Source organism: Gordoniibacillus kamchatkensis, assembly GCF_000829455.1.
GTDB lineage: Bacteria > Bacillota > Bacilli > Paenibacillales > NBRC-103111 > Gordoniibacillus > Gordoniibacillus kamchatkensis.
Genome location: NZ_JXAK01000065.1, coordinates 1 through 18,992, shown reverse-complemented (window position 1 = coordinate 18,992; position 18,992 = coordinate 1). Strand labels below are relative to the sequence as shown.

At 52.0% G+C, this 18,992-nt stretch carries 18 protein-coding genes and 1 pseudogene; 4 read left to right on the top strand and 15 right to left on the bottom strand.

The annotated features are described in order from the left end of the window. Positions 1–197 precede the first annotated feature (197 nt). The 13 genes from SD70_RS38710 to SD70_RS27010 form a co-directional block, all read right to left on the bottom strand. Positions 198–1,706: a fibronectin type III domain-containing protein gene (locus tag SD70_RS38710; protein WP_041051417.1), complete on the bottom strand. Its 1,509-nt coding sequence runs from the start codon at positions 1,704–1,706 to the stop codon at positions 198–200. 40 nt (positions 1,707–1,746) lie between these two features. Next, positions 1,747–3,981, bottom strand: a complete 2,235-nt coding sequence (locus SD70_RS27055; RefSeq protein ID WP_041051415.1) for a helix-turn-helix domain-containing protein — start codon at positions 3,979–3,981, stop codon at positions 1,747–1,749. A gap of 244 nt (positions 3,982–4,225) precedes the next feature. Next, positions 4,226–4,714: a DUF3502 domain-containing protein gene (locus SD70_RS38705; RefSeq protein ID WP_231571579.1), complete on the bottom strand. Its 489-nt coding sequence runs from the start codon at positions 4,712–4,714 to the stop codon at positions 4,226–4,228. Beyond that, positions 4,689–5,795 (bottom strand): extracellular solute-binding protein, encoded by a 1,107-nt coding sequence (locus SD70_RS27050; protein ID WP_231571577.1) that lies wholly within the window; start codon positions 5,793–5,795, stop codon positions 4,689–4,691. Before SD70_RS27050 ends, SD70_RS38705 begins: the two co-directional genes overlap by 26 nt. Before the next feature lie 236 nt (positions 5,796–6,031). Then, positions 6,032–6,961 (bottom strand): carbohydrate ABC transporter permease, encoded by a 930-nt coding sequence (locus tag SD70_RS27045; RefSeq protein ID WP_082053697.1) that lies wholly within the window; start codon positions 6,959–6,961, stop codon positions 6,032–6,034. Positions 6,962–6,970: 9 nt separating this feature from the next. Continuing rightward, positions 6,971–7,879, bottom strand: coding sequence for an ABC transporter permease (locus SD70_RS27040; RefSeq protein ID WP_041051413.1), 909 nt, complete (start codon positions 7,877–7,879; stop codon positions 6,971–6,973). Between the two features lie 259 nt (positions 7,880–8,138). Beyond that, positions 8,139–8,897, bottom strand: a complete 759-nt coding sequence (locus tag SD70_RS27035; protein WP_041051411.1) for a DeoR/GlpR family DNA-binding transcription regulator — start codon at positions 8,895–8,897, stop codon at positions 8,139–8,141. A 52-nt stretch (positions 8,898–8,949) separates the two neighbouring features. Further along, positions 8,950–9,993, bottom strand: a complete 1,044-nt coding sequence (locus tag SD70_RS27030; RefSeq protein ID WP_041051410.1) for an aldose 1-epimerase family protein — start codon at positions 9,991–9,993, stop codon at positions 8,950–8,952. Positions 9,994–10,005: 12 nt separating this feature from the next. Then, complete coding sequence (locus tag SD70_RS27025) at positions 10,006–10,554, bottom strand: D-lyxose/D-mannose family sugar isomerase (RefSeq protein WP_041051408.1); 549 nt, start codon at positions 10,552–10,554, stop codon at positions 10,006–10,008. Position 10,555: 1 nt separating this feature from the next. Then, positions 10,556–11,299: a carbohydrate kinase family protein gene (locus tag SD70_RS38700; RefSeq protein WP_231571575.1), complete on the bottom strand. Its 744-nt coding sequence runs from the start codon at positions 11,297–11,299 to the stop codon at positions 10,556–10,558. 8 nt (positions 11,300–11,307) lie between these two features. Next, positions 11,308–11,763, bottom strand: a complete 456-nt coding sequence (locus SD70_RS38695; RefSeq protein ID WP_231571573.1) for a carbohydrate kinase family protein — start codon at positions 11,761–11,763, stop codon at positions 11,308–11,310. Position 11,764: 1 nt separating this feature from the next. Next, entirely contained in the window at positions 11,765–12,922 is a 1,158-nt protein-coding gene (locus tag SD70_RS27015) for a Gfo/Idh/MocA family protein (protein ID WP_041051406.1), read from the bottom strand. Positions 12,923–12,925: 3 nt separating this feature from the next. Further along, a complete protein-coding gene (locus SD70_RS27010; protein ID WP_041051404.1) occupies positions 12,926–13,765 on the bottom strand; it encodes a class I fructose-bisphosphate aldolase in 840 nt (279 codons plus the stop codon). Between the two features lie 302 nt (positions 13,766–14,067). On the opposite strand from SD70_RS27010, the gene SD70_RS27005 reads away from it, so the two are divergent. The 3 genes from SD70_RS27005 to SD70_RS26995 all read left to right on the top strand — a co-directional run bounded on the left by SD70_RS27005 (position 14,068) and on the right by SD70_RS26995 (position 16,867). Further along, positions 14,068–15,177, top strand: a complete 1,110-nt coding sequence (locus tag SD70_RS27005; RefSeq protein WP_041051402.1) for a glycosyltransferase family 4 protein — start codon at positions 14,068–14,070, stop codon at positions 15,175–15,177. 104 nt (positions 15,178–15,281) lie between these two features. Next, positions 15,282–16,355, top strand: coding sequence for a ParM/StbA family protein (locus SD70_RS27000; RefSeq protein ID WP_041051400.1), 1,074 nt, complete (start codon positions 15,282–15,284; stop codon positions 16,353–16,355). A 5-nt stretch (positions 16,356–16,360) separates the two neighbouring features. After that, positions 16,361–16,867, top strand: a complete 507-nt coding sequence (locus SD70_RS26995) for a hypothetical protein (protein WP_041051399.1) — start codon at positions 16,361–16,363, stop codon at positions 16,865–16,867. A gap of 107 nt (positions 16,868–16,974) precedes the next feature. Here SD70_RS26995 and SD70_RS26990 read toward each other — a convergent pair whose 3' ends face one another. Continuing rightward, on the bottom strand, positions 16,975–17,343 hold the full coding sequence (locus SD70_RS26990) for a DUF1634 domain-containing protein (RefSeq protein WP_041051436.1): 369 nt from the start codon (positions 17,341–17,343) through the stop codon (positions 16,975–16,977). Then, positions 17,343–18,172: pseudogene (locus SD70_RS26985) on the bottom strand (sulfite exporter TauE/SafE family protein). Before SD70_RS26985 ends, SD70_RS26990 begins: the two are co-directional and overlap by 1 nt. 216 nt (positions 18,173–18,388) lie before the next feature. Between SD70_RS26985 and SD70_RS26980 the strand changes: the two are divergent. Next, positions 18,389–18,844 carry an Lrp/AsnC family transcriptional regulator gene (locus SD70_RS26980; RefSeq protein WP_041051397.1) on the top strand — a complete coding sequence of 152 codons (456 nt, stop codon included), beginning with the start codon at positions 18,389–18,391 and terminating at the stop codon, positions 18,842–18,844. Positions 18,845–18,992: the final 148 nt, after the last annotated feature.

Genomic DNA, 18,992 nt, shown 5'->3' with positions numbered 1-18,992 from the left:
CCTGCCCGTCGAGAAGCTGGGCAACATATTGCGATATATTGAGCGGTCCGCCTTCTTCCGACATCGCTTTCGTCTTGTCCCACAGCCACTGCCTTCTGCTCTCGACCGTGCCGGGATACGGGGAGTTGCTGCTGTCCGAAGGGGGAACCAGCCCGACGCTCACCTGGCTAAACTCCGCCGCAGCCAGCCTTCCGTTGTTATGGCTCGTCACTGAAAGTCCGATATAAACCGTATCCGGCAAACTCATCAGTTCTTTCTTGACCAGCTTCCAGGTGGTGCCATCGCTCGAATCGTAAGCGCTGATGACGTTGTTCTCGCGTACAAGCTTCACCCAGTACGGCGCCGCAGCGTTCGTCCCTGCCGTTTGGGTGGAAGCACCGCCCGCTTGCAGACGGTCCTGGAACACAACCCCATAGGCAGGCGTAACCGCCATCATCGCATAAGGCGACTCTTTCGCCATGCTCGCGCGAATCATAATCCCCGCTTTTGTCCAACTGGCCGCATTCTCCACGCTGTTCACGCGCGCCACGATCTCGCCGTTGCCTTGCCAAGACCGGTATACGTAATGGAACGCATCCTCCGTTCCCCAGATGTCGGTCCCGGAACCTTTGACCCGGAACGTGCCGGTATCGGGGCTGTAGCTTGCACTGCCTGCAAGCCCTACGCTGCCGATATCCCGGTCTCCGAACGGTTCGGGCAGCCCGCCGGCCGAAGGGTTCGTCGTCACCGATACTTCGTTGCTGGCAGCCGATACCCGCTCCGTCCTTCGCCTTGACGGTAAAGCGGTAAGCCGTATTCGGCGACAGCCCGATCACGGCGTCCGTCGTCGTGACACCGCTTACAGAATCGATCAAACTGCCGTCACGGTAAATGTCGTAGCCGGTGACGCCCACATTGTCCGTCGAAGCCGTCCAGCTCAGGTTAACGCTCGTATCCGTTACGCCCGCGGCCGCCAAATTCGAAGGCGCAGCCGGCGGTTCGGAATCCTGCACCTGACCTGTCTTCACTTCATAAACCGCCAAATCGTCGACGGCGTAAGCTTCGTCTGTGCCGCCGGTATCGACGCGGACGGAGAAGCCCAGCTCGACAAACGTAATTTTGCGCACCCCTCCGTTGGGGACCACTTTGAATCGATAAGTCGATATATCTTTATCGTTAACCGTCAGCATCAATCCCGGCGTGTTGTTCGTATAAGCAGCCGTTCCCGTAATGCTCGGCGACGGCGAACCGGTCGGAAAGCGCGGAATGAGGTTGTTGTCGTAGTTGCCGAACTGAATTTGGGCATAAATATCTTTGGCTACCGGCTTATCGCTCGCAGCTCTGCGCCCCAGCTTGTATTCGAAAACGAATTCGACCGGAGCGCTTCCCGCCGGCATGCTGTAAATTTCGTTAATGCGGTTGAACAGCTTGCCGCTCGTCAATCGATAAGTGAACGTGCTCGATACGTTCGTGCCGAGCGAAGCGTCGCGAAACTCGAGCGCGTTGTTTCCGTTCACTTGCACAATCGCTTGCGAGCCCCCGGATGCCGCGTTGGTCAGCGTAAACGGGCTTGTTCCCCCGTCAAAATGCGTATCCATATCCGCCGCCAACAAATTGTCGAGCGTCTCTTGCCCGCTGTCCGCGGCAAAGAGGGCTGGCGCATTGCATAGCGCAAGCACCGACGCCAGAAGGAAAACGATCATTTTTTTGCATATTCCCGATAACATGAAATCCACCTCCGCATCATTTTCGAGCAGCCCAAGCGAGTCATTCGCGGTTTTGCTCGCGGTACTGGTTGGGGGTTAGCCCCGTATATTTTTTGAAGGACGTAAAGAACGTCGTTTTCGATTGAAAGCCGGATCTTTCCGCGATGTCGAGCACCGGCCAATCGGTCGTGACGAGCAGCTGCTTCGCTTGCTCGAGCCGCTCCTGATGTATGAAATCGGACAAAGTGACGAGGTACGTTTCTTTAAACACGAGCCGGACGTAGCTTACGGACAGCACCAAATAGTCGGCTATGCTTTCCAGGGTCAGCATCGGATCATGGAGATGCTGCTTGACATAGTCGAATATTTCCGCGGCCAATTCTTCTCTCCGGTTGGAAGCGGAATGCTTGAGCGCAACGCCGTCAATGATTTTGACAAAATGCCGGTAGATCCAATCCTTCACGTCCGATAACGTATCGAATTGTTGCAGGAGCCGGTCTACCCCGTCCGATTCCTGGTCCACCATCACTTTCGTAAACGCTTTAAAAATATGGAAGAGCAGCAGCTTCAACTGGAACTGGCATTCGGCATACGTCAGGTTCTGGAGCTTCGCGAACAATTCGTCCAATTGGCCGCGAACTTGATCCTTATCGGACTTGCGTACGGACTGGATCAGCCTCTGCACAAGCGTTTCGTCCAAATCCGTTTGCCGCCCCGGCAAATAATGCCCCAAATCCTCCTCCACATAAACTTGATCCTGCTCGTTAAAAAATCGTAATAAAGTTAAATCGTAGGTGCGGTCATACAAGCTTCGCATATTGGCCTGAACGGCCGTTTTCTTGCTCAGCGCAACGGTGACGTCAACTTGCAGCCATTGTCCGATCGCCTCCCTTGCGTCGTGCAGCGCTTGCGACGGAGCCGTATCGCGGGCTCCGCCGCCGATGACGACGACGAAATGATCGCTTCCCAAATCGACAGTTTCGGACGTAAATCCGCCATTCCGGAGCACCTCCGCTGCGATATTCCCCATCGCGTAGATCAGAAGCTTTCTTGAAGCGTACGAATACCGCTCCGAAAACGATTGAAAGCGATTGATGCGAATAACGGCCAAATAAATGTCGGAGGACAGAAGCGAAGACAAATTTTGATTCATGTAGTCTTGAATGGCCGCATTGAACGTTCCCTGCAGGAGCCATTGCCGCATAAATTCGTTCTTGACCGTTTCCCGGTGGCTGCGAAGCATGCTGTCCATTTCTTCCATCGTTTTCGCCATATGGTCGAGGCCTGTTTTGATGATGCCGTATTCCGTGATTTTGCTTTGTTCGGATGGCGGCAGGGCGGAAGCGACCGTTTGCTTCATTTGGCTGGCCAATTGGCTGAACGGCTTGAAATGGCGGCGCGAGTTCCAATACGTAAGAGCCGAAAGGATGAGCAGCAAAGACAGGCACATCGCCAGCAGCTCCAGCTGGATGTTATCGATATTTTTGCTGATATCCTTCACTTTGACCGTAGAGTACAGCGTCCAGTCTTCCAATTTGAACGGATGAGAATAGACGAGGTAAACATTATGGTTGAAAGTCGCTTCATGGCTGTTGAGGGCTTGTTTTACAACCTGCTTCACATCGAATGCATCCGATCCGCCCAAAATCGGATTTTGCTGTCCGTCAACAATTGTGACGTTCGTCGCAGCGTCGTTGAGATTTTGCAGCAAATATTTCTCCAGCAAATGTTTGTCCAGTAAAATCACAACGTATCCCTGGCTCGCAATTTGGGCGTTGTTCGCCGGAACGATTAACGCCAAATACGACCCGGTTCCGGTATCGTGATTGAAAAATCTTAACGTAGCGGGAGGACGGTTCCGGATCCGGGCCAGCATGTCCTGGTCGGCGAACTCGGCAAAAGGATGTATCCCCTCCTTGGAATGAATCATTTCCCGCGTCTTCATATTAATCAAGTAAGTTGCGGCAATGTACGATTGCAAGCTCATATATTTGGATACGGATTTTAATGCGGAGGCTGCGGCTAAAGGATCGTTCCGATCGGACATGAGCCAGTTGAATATGTCCGTATCCTGATAAATGTTGAGCGCGTAAGAGCGAAGATGGTCCAGCTGATATTCGAACGCCTGGCTCACGCTGTCGGTCTTGATGTTCATCATGTGATCCATATCGTCGTATGCTTGCTTGGCGTATTGCTGTCTTAACAAATAGGAGAAGATGAGAATGATGACCGTAAAAAAGATTCCCATATTCAAAAAGTTGCGAAGGTATGTTTTCTCCGGCAGCAGTCGCAGCATATGATTACCCCTTCAGTCGTTCTTTGCCAGGCTGCCCGAAAAGTATGGCTGCGCTGCGGACCTAGGAATGCGGGCCTCCGGCTTCATTGAACTCATGTTCCCTCGAATTCGAAAACATGGTGGGAACACGAGTTCAAAAGGCGCTCTCCGCCCCACATTCCCATCCTCCGCTCCGCCTTTCCCGGCCAGCCTGTCTTTGCTCCTATTCATTAAAACATACAAGTACGCCCCGATGCAGCCCGCCTTATTTTTTTTGCAAAAACGCGTCGATTTGTTTTTGCTCTTCCGCTTGAATTTTTTTGGCTAACGGAGCAGCTTCCGCCTTGAATTTGGCCCAGTACGAGTCGGGATCGACAACGCCGTTGAACAAAGCGGTATAGTATTTGGCTTCGATGCTTGTATATTGGGAAATCTCATTGCTCACCGCTGCGTTGTTGAACGTAAATCCGGACAGCTTGTCGACAGTAAAGTTGCTTGCGTCCGCCGCCCACTTGTTCAGCTTCTTTGCCGTCTCATCCTGGCTGGCGTCCTGGCGGTCCGTAGTCGGATTCCAAATCCATACGTACGGGAACCATGTATAACCTGTGCCTTTGAACTTATATTGGTCGTCTCCAACCGCTTCCCAATCCTTGTCTTTGATCCCGTAAGCCAGCAAATCGTAATTGTCTTTCTGATTGGCCCAATCGAGGAATTGAATGGCGCGCTCCTTATGCTGCTCGCAACGGGCACGCAATGAAGTTATACTGCAGAGAATTCGTCAGCACGGCGCCCTTCTCCTGATTGATGAACGTAACCGCTTCGAATTCCGCCTTCGGGTTGGCGCTTTTCAACGCTTGCTGGACATCGCTTGCCACGCCGAATTCGTTATGCGGAACGATGGCCGCTTTCCCTTGCTTGGCCGGATCGTTGATATCTTTAATGGCCAGCACGTCCTGGCTGATGATTTTATCCTGATACAGCTTGCGGGCGTTCTGGATCCAGGACCAGACCATAGGCTCCATCTGATCGAACAGATTGTACACTTTGCCGTCGTTGTTTTTCGTGTACAGAATGAGGGATTCCGGGAGGGCGGGGCTCGGCGCAATTTTCTCCTTATTGTCTGCCCAATAATGGCGGAAAGCGCCTTCCGACAAGCCTTGGGTCACATCTTGGCCGGCCGGTATAAACGGCGTGACGTTCGGCACTTTGTCTTTCACGGCGTACGCAAATTTGATCAGGTCGTCATACGTTTTGATCGGGGCGATCCCGAGCTGTTCGCGCAAATCTTTTCTGACATAGTAGACGCGCCCTTGCAGGAACGAGTTGCCGTTCGGTATGCCCATAATTTTGCCGTCGAATTTGTTGGCATCCCACATTTGCTGCGGGCGGTTCTTGATAATGTTCGGACCGTACTGCTTCAGCAGGTCGTCGAGCGGCGCGTAGCTGCCGGCGGCGATTTGCTGGGTAATATGCAGCCATGGCGCATCGAAAATCAAATCGATGTTTTCGCCGGAAGACAGAGTGACTTGCGTTTTTTGGGCAAGGTCGGCCCACGGAACGAAGACGACGTCCAATTTTACGTTTAAGGTGTTTGCCATTCGTTGTTCCGCTTCTTGAATAACCGCGTCGAAATTTTTGGGGCGATCGCCGGGCACCATAATTTTCAGCGTGACGGGATCGAGCTGTTTTTGCTGCGATGCGTTCTCTCCGGCGCCTGGCTTGGCAGCGGCTTCATTTGGCGCGGAGGACTCCCCGCTCTTGCCGCTGCATGCCGCCAGCATGCTTGTCAACATCACCATGGCCAAAGCGGTGCTTACCCCTTTTTTCGTGTACATTGTCGATGACCTCCTGATTTGTATAATAGTTAACCGAGTAACTCGGATAAACCCTTGGCGAATATTCCTTCTGCCCGAGAAAGCAGGGCTGCGCTGCGGATTGGGAATGTGGGTCTCCGGCTTCGTTGAACTCGTGTTCCCATGAATTCGTAATCAGGGTGGGAACACGAGTTCAAAGGCGCTCTCCGACCCACATTCCCATCCTCCGCTCCGCCTTTCTCGGGCAGCCTGGACTATTACCCTTTTACGGCACCGATCGTAATGCCTTTCACGAAATATTTTTGCAGGAAAGGATAGAGAAGGACGATCGGACCGATGGTCAGGCAGACGGTCGCCAATTGAATGGCGCTTGTCGGAGCCGCTACCCGATAGCTGGCGCCGCCTCCCACGTAAGAAGCTACATTGAGATTCGACATGAGCTGCCGGATCATTAATTGCAACGGATGCAGCTTGTAATTATCGATGAACAGCAAAGCCAAATACCAGTCGTTCCAATACTGAATCGCATAGAAGAGAGATACCGTCGCAATGACCGGCGTCGAAATCGGGACGATGATTCGGTAAAACAAATACATGTCTCCGGCCCCGTCAATCGTCGCCGCTTCATTGATTTCGTAGGGGAGCGATTTATAGAAAGCGACCAGAATGAACGCGTAGAACGGGTTCAATAAATAAGGAAGAATAAGCACCCATAAGGAATCTTTCAAATGCAGCCAGTTTGCGACCATGATGTAAAAGCCGACCAGCCCCCCGCCAAGCACCATCGCCAAATACGTCAAAAAGGCAAGAATGCGGCGGTACTTCACCTTCGGATGCGCGAGAACGTAAGCGAACATGGCGGTGATGACGACGGAGAGCACGGTGCCGATTACCGTAACCAATAACGAATTCGAATAACTGGTAAGAAATTGGCCTCCGTGCAGCAAATAGTTATAGGCGTCCAAACTCCATTCATTCGGAAACAGCTGATAGCCGTATTTCAGGAAGTTGGCCTCCGATGTGAAAGAGTTGGCCAGCACGATCCAGAACGGGACGACGCAAACCAAGCTGAACAAGATGATGAACGCGTACATGAAGAGCAGAAACGCCTTTTCTCCCCAAGAACGGTCGGTTTTGATCCGGGTTCGAGCCGTCTTCTGCCATAATGCCGCCGCTGTATTTTCCATAATATCCTCCTAAAATAAGCTCGAATCGGGATCTATCTTTTGGGCCAACCGGTTGAAGAGCAGGATGGCGAGCAGCCCCATGACCGATTGGTACAATACCACCGCGGATGACATCCCGAAGTTGCCCAGCTGGCGCAACGCCCGGAACGAATACGTATCGATCACGTCGGTGGTCGGATACAGAATGGAGTTGTCCCCGACGATGCCGTAAATCATCCCGAAATCCCCGAAAAAGATGCGCCCGACTCCGAGCAGCATGAGCACGACGATAACCGACCGAATCGAAGGAATCGTAATGTACACCATTTGCTGCAAACGGGTCGCCCCATCGATTTTGGCCGATTCGTAATATTCCGAAGAAATGCCGACGATCGCCGCCAAAAAAATGATGGAGTAATACCCGGCAAATTTCCACACATAAACGAACGTCAATATAAACGGCCACAGCTGCACGCGCTGATACCAATTGACCGCATCGATACCGGCTTGCTGCAGCCAGTGGTTCATAATGCCGTCCGTGCTCAAAAAAGCGAGCATCATGAGACTCACGACCAGCCACGAGATGAAATAGGGAAGAAAAATGAAAGATTGGCTGAGCTTTTTGGCGATTTTCGAGCCGACTTCGTTAATCATAATCGCCAGCGCGATGGCGAAGCCTAAACCGAAGAGTAAAAACAGCAAGTTCAAATAAACCGTGTTGAACGTAACGCGCAGCCAATCGTGCCCGCCGAAAAAAAATTTGAAGTTATTCAAGCCGACCCATTTGCTCCCCCATACTCCTTTCACCGGCTGAAACCGTTCGAACGCGATCAAATGCCCGAACATCGGAATATAGGAAAACAGGGCGAGAAAAACGATGCCCGGTACAGCCAGCACATACAGCTGACGGTGTTTGGCGATTTCCTTGATGAACCCCATAGGCGAATGCTCCTTTGCTCATTGAGTTGCTATGAAACCAGCGCTGCATCTCTCATTTCACAATAAGGAATTTGGCTGGCGTTGAATAGTTCGAATACTGTTTATCACAGTTCGAAAAGCAACACTGAGCCCGGAAATAGCGCAATGCGCAGAAATGGAACCTTGCCGTTATGCGAACTTTGCCGATGACAAAGAAAAAACTCCCGAAATCCGCGAAAGGATTTTCAGGAGTTTTCCAGACCGCTTCGCAATAACCCGGTCATGCAAGCAAAATTTCCGTTCCGGCCGCTTGCAGGGCGGCGGCAAGTTCTTCCGACGCCGGCCATTGATCCGATACGATCTTATGAACGTGTCCGAGATCCGCGAATGAAAACAATGCTTGCTCGCCGAATTTCGTATGGTCGATAACGACATAGCTCTCGCGGCTCTTCTGAATGGCAAGCCGTTTGATTTCCGCTTCGTACATGTTGGAGTTGCTGAAGCCGTGAACCGAATGGACTCCCGTTGCGCCCAAAAATATTTTATCGAATACCATCCGGGAGATCGTTTCGGCCGCGATCGGTCCGACTGTCGAATTCGTTGCCTCTACCAAAATGCCGCCTACGACAATCGTAGAAATCTTCTTCTCCGCCAATTCCGCGGCAATGTTCACGGCATTCGTCACAACCGTGATGGAAGCGTGTGCGGGAAAATGCCGCGCCACCTGCAGCGTCGTCGTTCCTCCGTCGAGAAAAACCGCCTCGCCGTCCTGCACCAACGCGGCCGCATATTGCCCGATCCGGCTCTTTTCCTCCGCCATGACGATGCTCCGGTCGTGGAGCGCGATATCTTTGGAGGCCAGAATCGCACCGCCGAAAGTGCGCTTGACGAGCCCCATTTGCTCCAATTTTTCCAAATCGCGCCGAACCGTCATTTCCGTCACGTCGAACCGTTCCTTCAGCTCCGTCACTTTGACTTCTCCGGCCCGATTCAATTGGTCCATCACTTGCTTCTGGCGATCATTGAGAGTTGCATTCATTATGCTTCTTCCTGCCCCCCGGCTCTTGCTAATACCTTATTATGGCTATCCTTTACCTGATATTCAACTGCAGGCGATATATAACGGTTTCCCCGGGCCCAAGCATGCGGAGGGTTCCTTTGCTGCGCTCTTCCGCTCTGCCCGATACGAAGCAATTGGACGGCTCGATGCCAAGCGCATGAACACCGGCCCCGGGCATTCTCCATTGCACGAATCTCGGCAGCGTGGCCGGATCCCAGCTCAGCTCCGCCGAGATTTGCCGGGTACCCGCAGCCGGACAAGGAAAATCGGGATTTCGAATCGCCACGACCGGCCATTTGTCCCGATGCGCATCGGGAAGCAGGAGATGATCATATACTTGTTCTCTCCAACCAGGGTCCGGGGCTTGCCAGGTGCGGATGCTGTCGAGATCTCCCGCTGCATCGCGGCTGGACACCCGCGCCGCCGGCAGCTCTACAACGGTATGCTCGGCAAGCAGAGGAAAGCCGAAGTTCACATGGTACAGCATCATGTGAGGGCACGGCTGAAAGCCGATATTTTCCACCGTATCGTCAATGTTCAGGCGATTGTCCCCCAGCCTGCTGGAAATCGTTCGCGTCAGGCGCAGCTGTTCGCCGAAAATCGACGTTTCCTCCATGACCCCGCGGATCCGCATTTCATATTCGTCGCCCAGCCATTCGGCTACGACGGAAACGTGGCGGGCCGGAGTATGATGAATCCGGCCGTGCAAGCCGAATTTTCTCCCGGCTTCGGCGCAAGGAGAACCGACCTGGGTCAATCCGCACGTCATGAGCAAGCCGCCCGACGCCGTCCGCAGCCATTCGTCATCGCCCGCGTCGTAGAAGGCGGGATGCACATCTCCGTTGCCGGACTGCCAACTGATCGGCACTCCCCCGTATTCGGCGAGCGAAATGTCCAGTCCTTTGGACGGCGACACCCAGTAGGCTAGCCCGCCGCCCGTTCTTACTTGAATCATTTCCGTGCCGGCTTCCGGACCTTCGGAGCACCGATACCGGCGAACGCCGCCAATTTGCTCGATGCGGCCTACGCGCGCCTCGATTTCGCGGCGCGTCCATGTTGTGCCGTACAGCTTCACCGATATCGCCTCTTATTCTTCGGTAATGACCGGGATACGCACGATGCGCGGGTCTGTAAATATATCAAACTCGTCCCGGCTCGTACTGGAAAATTCGGAGACGACCGCTCCCGTGTCTCCCGCCTGAAACCAATGCTTCGTGCCCGGCGCAATCGTATACTGCTCGCCCGGCTGCAGCACAATTTCATGAAAAACCGTATAGTACTGCTCGCTCCCGGGCGGGATGACCGCCTGCGGCTTGGCGGCCGGCTCCCCTTCCACGTAGAGGAACACTTGCCCGTAACGGCAGCGGAACGTTTCCATTTTACCGGGGTCGCCGCCAACCGGGGGATGCAGATGCTCCGGACAAGTTTGGCGGGGAAACAGCGCCAGCTCCTTGGCGCAATACCTGTCCGTATTCACATACGTCACAAGCTCGAGACCTTGTACGTTCAATTCGTTCAAACCGAATTCGGCGATTTCGATGCAGAGCTTCTCCGCTTCGGACAGTACGATTCCGGCTTGCCGGAACAATGCCGCCGTCCGCTCTTGCGCCTGCTTCGCTTCATGTTTCGTGATCATCCTACACCCTCCCTTTGTCATGCGGCCCGTAAAACAAGCCGTTCGTTTCATCGTTAGCCCAACCGTCCAGTCTCAGCTTCACCTGCCGCCGCTCCCAGCCTTGAGCGAGACGCGCCTGAATTTGCTCCCACCCGGGGATGCCGCTCGTCGCGTCGGACTGCTCCACGCTGGAGGCTCCAACCGCTACGGCAGCAGTAACGGTTGCTTCCAAAGTCAGCCCCTTCACAATGCCGGCAAGAAAGCCTGCAATCGTGCAATCCCCGGCTCCTGTCGTACCAACGGCTTCCACACGGAACACGGGGGCGAGAAGTTCGCGCCCCAGCCATCCTTCCAATTGTGGTGGCGTACACTTTCCCGCTCGAAGCCACCTGTTGCGGTCCGCCGAACAACGTACGTAAACGCCGTGCTCGCCCAGCTTAATCATGACCGCAGCGGCTCCCATCGCAAGCATCGAGCCGGATAACCTCGCCAGCAGCTCGGGAGCTGCATAGCGTATGATGTCATCATGAGGATATGCCGCAAGCAAGCGTTCATATTCGGCACGGTCCAGCATATACAAAATTTCTTCGAAGCTCGGAAAAAAATAATCGACATAAGGCAGAACTCTTTGCAGAATGCCGTGCCAATCCGCCCGGCCGGCCGGCGAATCCGGGTCCGGCTTCGCCATATCGAGCGTGACGGTGACGCCCCGCTCCTTTACCTTGGCGAGCAGCTCGGCAAGCTCGGCGCCATCCGCTTCGTACATGCGCTTCATCAATGGCGGATAGCGAAGTGAAACAGCCGCGTTGCCGCTATCTTATCCAGGTCAAGATCGGCAAGAGCGAACGTGTCGTTGGTTCCCGTGCAATGCAGAAACACGCGATCGATTCCGGGCGGGCTGATTACAACGGAGTAAGAGCTCATCTCTCCCGGCGCTACGATCATATCGTCGGCCAAACCGCGGCCGCTGCGATTCAGCAAGTCCAGTATCGCCTTTCCGAACAAATCGTCCCCCACCTTGCCCATGAGCCGGGTCGGGATGCCTAGCCGATATAAAGCGAGACCGGTATTGGATACCGCCCCTCCCGTCGCTGTTACCGCAGGTCCGACATCGACCAGTTTTCCCGGCATCAGCAGCTCGTTCAAGCCGCCCGCACAGGTGCCGATTGCAGGGATCATATCCAGACAAATGTGCCCGGCAACCGTAATTTCCGCCGGCTTGGCTTCCATACTAATTCCCCCATGGAATCGCTATCGTTTGACCGGTTTTCCCCGATTCCAACGCCGCAGTAAACAGCTTATGGCTGGCCTCGGCTTCTTCCGGCGTGGCGCAAGTAAACGGCTGCATCATTCGGCTGCCGTTCGCGAGTTCATCGCAAAACGCCGCCCACATTTGCAAAATCGAATCGGAGAAGCCGAATTCGAAAATGCCGCCGGTAATCGTCTCGTAAGCTGTTTTGTAAGGCACATCCGCTACGTGCCAGGCCTGTTCCCCGCCGGGAATATAGGGCAGGAACGCCGCCTGCTTCGGATTTTTCGTCGAAAATTCCGCCGATCCCTTCGTCCCCAGTATGCGAATAAACCAGGTGTTGGCATGCCCGGGGGCGATTCGCTTGGTCGACAGCACCATCGGAAAAGACTGATCGGCTGTGGCGACGTCGCAAGCGAGAATCGCGTTGTCCCATGTTTCGCATGGCACCATGCCGCCGCGGCCGTCCGGCCTTTCCTCGACCACCTTGGTCAGCAATGCCCGCACGCGGTTCGGCTTCCACCCGAAACGAAGCGGCAAATGCGCGACATGCATCCCTAAATCTCCCATGCAACCGTATTCGCCGTTCGTGGCGATACGCCGTTTCCAATTGATCGGCTTGCGCGGATCGAGATCGCTGCTATGCCAGAAGCCGGCTTCCACCTCGATAATTCGTCCGAATTGTCCGGCGGCTACCCACTCGGCAATCCGCTGCGCCCCCGGGAAAAAGGGAAATTCCGAAGAGCAGCGCACGATCACGTCCGGATGCTCCCGAATCGCTTGCATAATTTGCCGATTCGCTTCCAGATCGATCCCGAACGGCTTCTCTCCCAGCAAATGCTTGCCTGCCCGAATAATATCGGTATAAAGCTGAGCGTGCAAGTTGTGCGGCACGGCGCAATATATGGCATCCACTTCCGGATCCGCAAGCAGTTCGCGATAATCCGTTACAGCTTTCTTTACCGTCGGCACGTTGTCCGTAAACCAGCTCGCCGCCGCCGGATTCGCATCGCATACCGCCGTAATTTGCGGCATGAAATTCACATTGCTCAAATGGCACCAACGGGCGGCCGCGCTGGCAAATTCTTTGCCCATCAAGCCGCAGCCGATGACGCCGAAGCGGATCTTCATTTTCTCCATCCGTTAAACACTCCCTTTCAGCAGCTCCAGCGCCTGCGCGGGCGTGGCATTGTTATGCACGATGGCCATGAATGCTTTGGTCATCGCTTCGGGATTGCCGTGTTGAATGACGTTGCGTCCATACACGATGCCGGAAGCACCTTGTTGCATGAGCACATATGTACGCGTCAAAATCTCCTCGTCCGACGCCCTTCCGCCGCCGCGGGGCAGTACCGGCTTGCCGGAAGCGGCTTCGATCACGCGGTGGTATTCGTCCACATCGTCGCATGGATCGGCTTTAATGATATCGGCCCCAAGCTCGACGGCTTGACGGACGAGCGGCAAAATTTTGGCCAGATCGCCGTCCACCATATATCCGCCTTGCTGCTCGTTAGGCAGCATCACCAACGGTTCCACCATGAGCGGCATGCCGTACCGCTCGCATTCCGGCTTCAGCTTCATCACATTTTGCACGCATTGCCGGTGCAGCTCCGGCTGCCCCGGGAGCAGCAGCAAGTTGACGACGACGCACGCGGCGTCCAGACGAACCGCCTGCTCGACCGGGTTGGCGATCAATTCGCTGAACAGATGCGACGGCAGCTTCGTGCCGTAGACGTTCGCGACATCGGTGCGGAGCACAAGAGACGGCTTCCGCTTGCCGGGAATCGCCTGCAATAAGGCCGCCTGCCCCGGGCTTAGCTGAATGGCGTCGGGACCAGCGCGGACGATCGTTTCAATCGCCCGCTTCATATTCTCGATGCCCGACAAAAATGTGTACTCGTTAAAAAATCCGTGATCAATGGCTACGTCAAAGCATTTTCCATGTTCGCTGAACAACCGGTTATAGCGTGCGGTCACAGACATCTGGCTCACCTCATCATGAATGTTCAAATATAACATTTTCATGTTTATTTATAACATAATTTACACCGTTTTGTTTGATTTGTCGACCGTAATTTGTTATTTTACGATTCTATATCGATACTCGCCTTTTTTTTGCCGAACTCGTAATACGCCTATCTTCTGCTAGGCAAAGGAACAGGCTTTATATTTGGAGTCCTCATATCATGCTTAGGGTCTAAGGTATTAGTCTATTCCAAAAATTGGGATTCTGCTCGGAGCGAACCTTCTCAATTTTGAAACATGGCCCTAAAGGGAGGAAATCTATGAGTTCCATTCTAATGGTTACCAGCGAATATGAACCATATATATTTGGGGGACTAGGGGTTGCTACGACGAATTTGGCCCGGTACTTGGCTAAAATGGGTGTACAGGTTACAGTCATTTCGCATAGCAGCGAAATCGATGAAATCATGACGGTTAACGAACAAAACCTTCAAATTATTTACATTCCGCAGTTCGTGCCGTATTTTTCAGATGCTCAACTTCGTCCGGAAGCGATCGCCTCCTTCCTTGTAAACCAGCCTCCTGATTTGGTTCACGTGCAAAGCGTAAGCGGATTGCTTATAGGCAATTTTGCCAAAAGCAAATGGAACATTCCGCTCGTATATACGATTCACAATTTCGAAAACGAGGAGTTTGAGGCGGGAGACAATCCGGGAGATAGTTCCCCGAGTTGGCAACAGGAACAGCTTTTCGCTTTAGCCGATATAATTGTCGTATCCTGTGGAAGCGATAAACGGCAGCTGATGAATATCCACCCCCTATGGAAAGATAAAATTGCCGTAGTACCGTGGGGGGTTAACAATCACGAAGCTTCTCCTCCTATCCAAAGAGGAAATTCCCATTTGTTGTATGTGGGGAAACTCGATGAACGAAAAGGCCTGGAGACGCTGTTCTACGCTTTGTCTCAAGTCGTAAAAGAACATCCCGAAGCCAATTTAACAATGGTCGGAAACGGCGACATCGAATACGAGGAATCGCTATTTGAGCTGGCAAAAACGTTAAAAATTCAAAAGCATATCATTCACTACCCATGGATCAGCCGAGATGAACTAACCGATTTGTATAAAACATGCACGGCTGCAATATTTCCGCACGTCAAGGAATGGTCTGGTCTCACCGTCTTGGAAGCTATATCGTTTGGACTTCCTGTTATCGCTTCCACATTTGTCACGACAGAAATAATGCCCCATTCGTTTCTCACCAAAATTCCGCCTAAAAACGCAAAAAAGCTGGCAACCGCTATCAATTATCATATTTCCAATTCTGCATCTGCCTTTCGAGTCGCGAAACATGCAAAATTGTGGATCAAAGGCTACTCCTGGGCTCGAACAGCGGCTTATTATTTGATTTTATACGAAAAACTCATTTGATCCGCCAGCAGGATCCGAAATTGTTCTGGGGTTTTGTCACATACTTACGCGGAAAATCATATGACTAAACCAAGGTATGGATCATTTAGCTTGGAGGAGAGCAAATGAGCAAAAACAAGCTTATTGTAATGGGGATAGACCATGGGAACGGTTACTTTAAAGGTTATAGCGATCAAGTAAAAGGGCTGGTCTACCCTAGCAGATTACTTACAAGAGATAGCGCTTTAAGGGAAGATTTCGCGGGCTTAAACGAAGAGATTATCAATGAGTTTGAATCCGCTCTTTACGAGGGAGAACGATTTGTGTGGGGGGCATCGGTAGACAAGGCAAAAGGAAGGTCTCTCTCCACCTATACCAGTGAGGATAGATACTCCCAGAAACACTACAAATTACTAAGTCAATTCGGCGTGGCAAGTCTTATCCAAGAGGGAGTAGGGCCGTTTGAGGTGTTTCTTGTTACCGGCTGTCCGCCACGCGAAAAAGGGACCAAGCGGGAAAATGAAATTATTAACGTATTCAAGGGCACCCATATCGTTCAGATCAATGATGACGATAAGATCATCCACGTGAAAGAATGCAAAGTTTTAAGCCAACCTCTGGGGAGTATTCTGGATTTGTATATCGACGAGCAAGGAAATATCATTCGGGAGGAAATCGGAACTTCCTACATCGGCATCGTAGATATCGGTTCCGGGACTACCGATTTTGATGGAATTGATTCGCTTAAAACAATCTCGGAAGACCGGCATACGATCCCGATAGGGGTCCATGAAATTTATCAACGGCTCGCCGATTTTATTAACAGCGAAACCCCCGATGCCAATGCGACGCCGAAAAGCGTCGAGCTTCAATTCGATAATGACGTTTACCAAGCCTCCAGACGTCTCGCCATTCCGATCAAAGAAATCAAGCAAAAAATCGTCCGTGAAACGGCGGAATATATTATCAATGAGCTTCAAATTCGATGGAGAAACAGAAGCAAGTTCGACCTGGTTATTTTAACAGGCGGGGGAGTCAAAATATTAGAGCCATGGTTTAAACAATTTATCAACGACATCCATATCGTCGACGATTATCAATTGTCGAACGCCAGAGGCTTTTACAAATTAGGATTACTCTTGTCCAAAGACGCTGACTTCAGCGAACCAAAAAAGAAAGTGTTACAAACAAGGAGCTGATTGCAGTGAAGAAAGAGGCTTCGATTGCTTTTCAAATCAACTTTAATGATCTCGATGAAAAGAGTTCCCGCAAAATCAATCGCTTTTTCGCACTGTATCGACAGCTTAAAAAAAATCGTCACTTGGCACGATTTTGCAAAGAAGCGTTTATTGAAAAAGCCGGTCGTCGCCTGGACGGTTTGGAGCATTCCTACTATCAACTCGATCGTTTAATCAAATCCAAGGGGATTCAGTATATATTGGACTCTGTTCATGAAAAGGAATCGGCAATATTACGAATTTCCGCAACTGTACCCGAAAAGAGGGAAGAAGAGCCCCGTTTTACTGCAGTCAGTACGGTCAGTGCCGCAACGGAAGAAGCAGCAGACGAAGCAGGAGACGAAGCGCCGGCATCAGTCAAGCAGGATGACCGTAATCCGGAGATGAAAGATGATCATGTTCCGTCGCTTACTGACGATCATGATCCGTCGATTAAAAAAGTAGATATCGAAAAATTGAGAGAGTTGCTTTAACCCCGGTGGCGTTGATGGGATACCGGAAAAACAGAGAGCCGACTGCTTCGAGTCAATCGATTAGTCGGCTCTGATTCATTAAACGCCCCTTCCCCGTTGAACGTCATTTAAGCTTTCCCCAGTAAAAAACTTACAATTAGAATAACGAGCACGATGGAGGTAATGCCCACGTAGAGCTTGTCGCCCTCCCGCTTAAACACCCAAACCGAAATGGCGACTCGTAACACGGGGGTCAGAATAAGCAGAATGATGCCAAGCATAATGACGGCATAGGGCCTTAAAGCCATTATTCCCCGAACAATATCCGGCAAGCTATTTGGATAAGCATCCCCCTGGTAACCGCTGCTGCCTCGAACGAAGAAAAGAATCAGCCCGAAAATAATAACAGTGGCACTAACATAGACGCCAATCCGGAGCCATCGGCTCACTGCCAGCTCGACATCCGAAACATCTTTTTCTTTCTCCTTTGCATTCATCATTTACTTAACCCCGCTCCTTCAAAAATCATTTGCAAGGCCACATACACAAGCACCGGGATAAACAGCATCCGGATTGTTTTGCTCTTCATGCGCTGCATCATTTGCGCGCCGATCGTTGCGCCCGCGAGCACGCCCAGAGCAACCGGTCCTGCGATATGCGGATCGATGTCCCCCGCAGCAGGTAAACGCCCGCACTCGCAGCCCCGGTAACCCCCATCATAAAGTTGCTGGTAGCCGTCGATACTTTCAGCGGAAGTTTCATGAACACATCCATAGCCATGACTTTAAAGCTGCCGCTCCCGATTCCGAGCAGACCGGAAACGATCCCGGCCCCATACATTACGGAGAATCCCCCGTACACGTTGCCAACATTGTATGGCACATCCTGTTTGATCGCTTTGTCGTAATAACTTCCTTGCAGCCGGAGCTTTTGTGCGGCTGGGCTCATTTTCGCCCGCTCTTGCCGGCCCCCTTTCTTCTTCATCATATTCACCGCGGAATAAATAAGCAGAAGACCAAAGACGATGTAAAGAACATGGGGAGCGACCAATCCGCCAATAAAGGCACCTGTTATCGCGCCTGCAGTTGTAGCGATCTCGAGAAACATGCCGACGCGAAGATTGGTAATCCGGTCGCGGATATACGCGATTGCCGAGCCGCTTGATGTGGCAATCACCGAAATAATGCTGGCGCCAATAGCATGTTCGATGCTAACTCCAAATAGGAGAGTAAGTGCCGGGGTGACAATGATTCCCCCGCCAAGCCCCAATACCGAACCGACAATTCCGGCGAGAATGGAGATCATAAGGATTTCAAGCGATAACATAATCAATGCGGTACACCTGCCTGTTTGCAAAATAATCTCGGATTGCATCGTTCCCGTGCATGCCTGTACACTAAGAATAGCGGGATTCCGACATTCGTATATGGCGACCGCTCCATTATACACCGAATGTAAATAATTTGTCATACAATCGCATGTCAAAATGATTTCAATTTTTACATTGTAAAACAATTCTATCGTGGGAGAGGAAGCGCGGAAATGCAATTCAAACAATTGGATGAGAAGGACAGCCTGATCCTTGAACATTTGTTGAACAACGGGAGGCTGAGCCATGCCGAGCTCGGCAGATTGGTGAATTTGACCAGAGCCGCGGTGCGGGAACGTGTCAACGGACTGATCGAACAAGGAATTATCGACAAGTTTACAGTCATTGTCAATCCGCTGAAAGCCGGCAAAAGAATGTCGGTTTATTTGAATATCGAGGTTCAGTGGAATCTTTTGGAGACCGTGGCCGAAACCCTTCTTGCGGATGAGGAAATTACGAGCGTGTACCAAATGAGCGGCGCACCTCATTTGCACGTTCATGCGCTGATGGACGATCAGGAGCATGTGGAAATGTATCTCAAGAGATTGCAGCTGCTCGAAGGGATTACAAACGTTCACAGCGAGTTTTTAATTCGCCGCTTTAAAGAACGCGAAGGCATTCAGATTTAGCGGACTTACAAAAAAAAAAAAAAACAGCGACCGCAAGTCGCTGGTGGTTGCCCGAGAAAGGCGGAGCGGAGGATGGGAATGTGGGGCGGAGAGCGGAGCGTGCGCCTTTGAACTCGTGTTCCCACCATGTTTTGTAATTCGAGGGAAC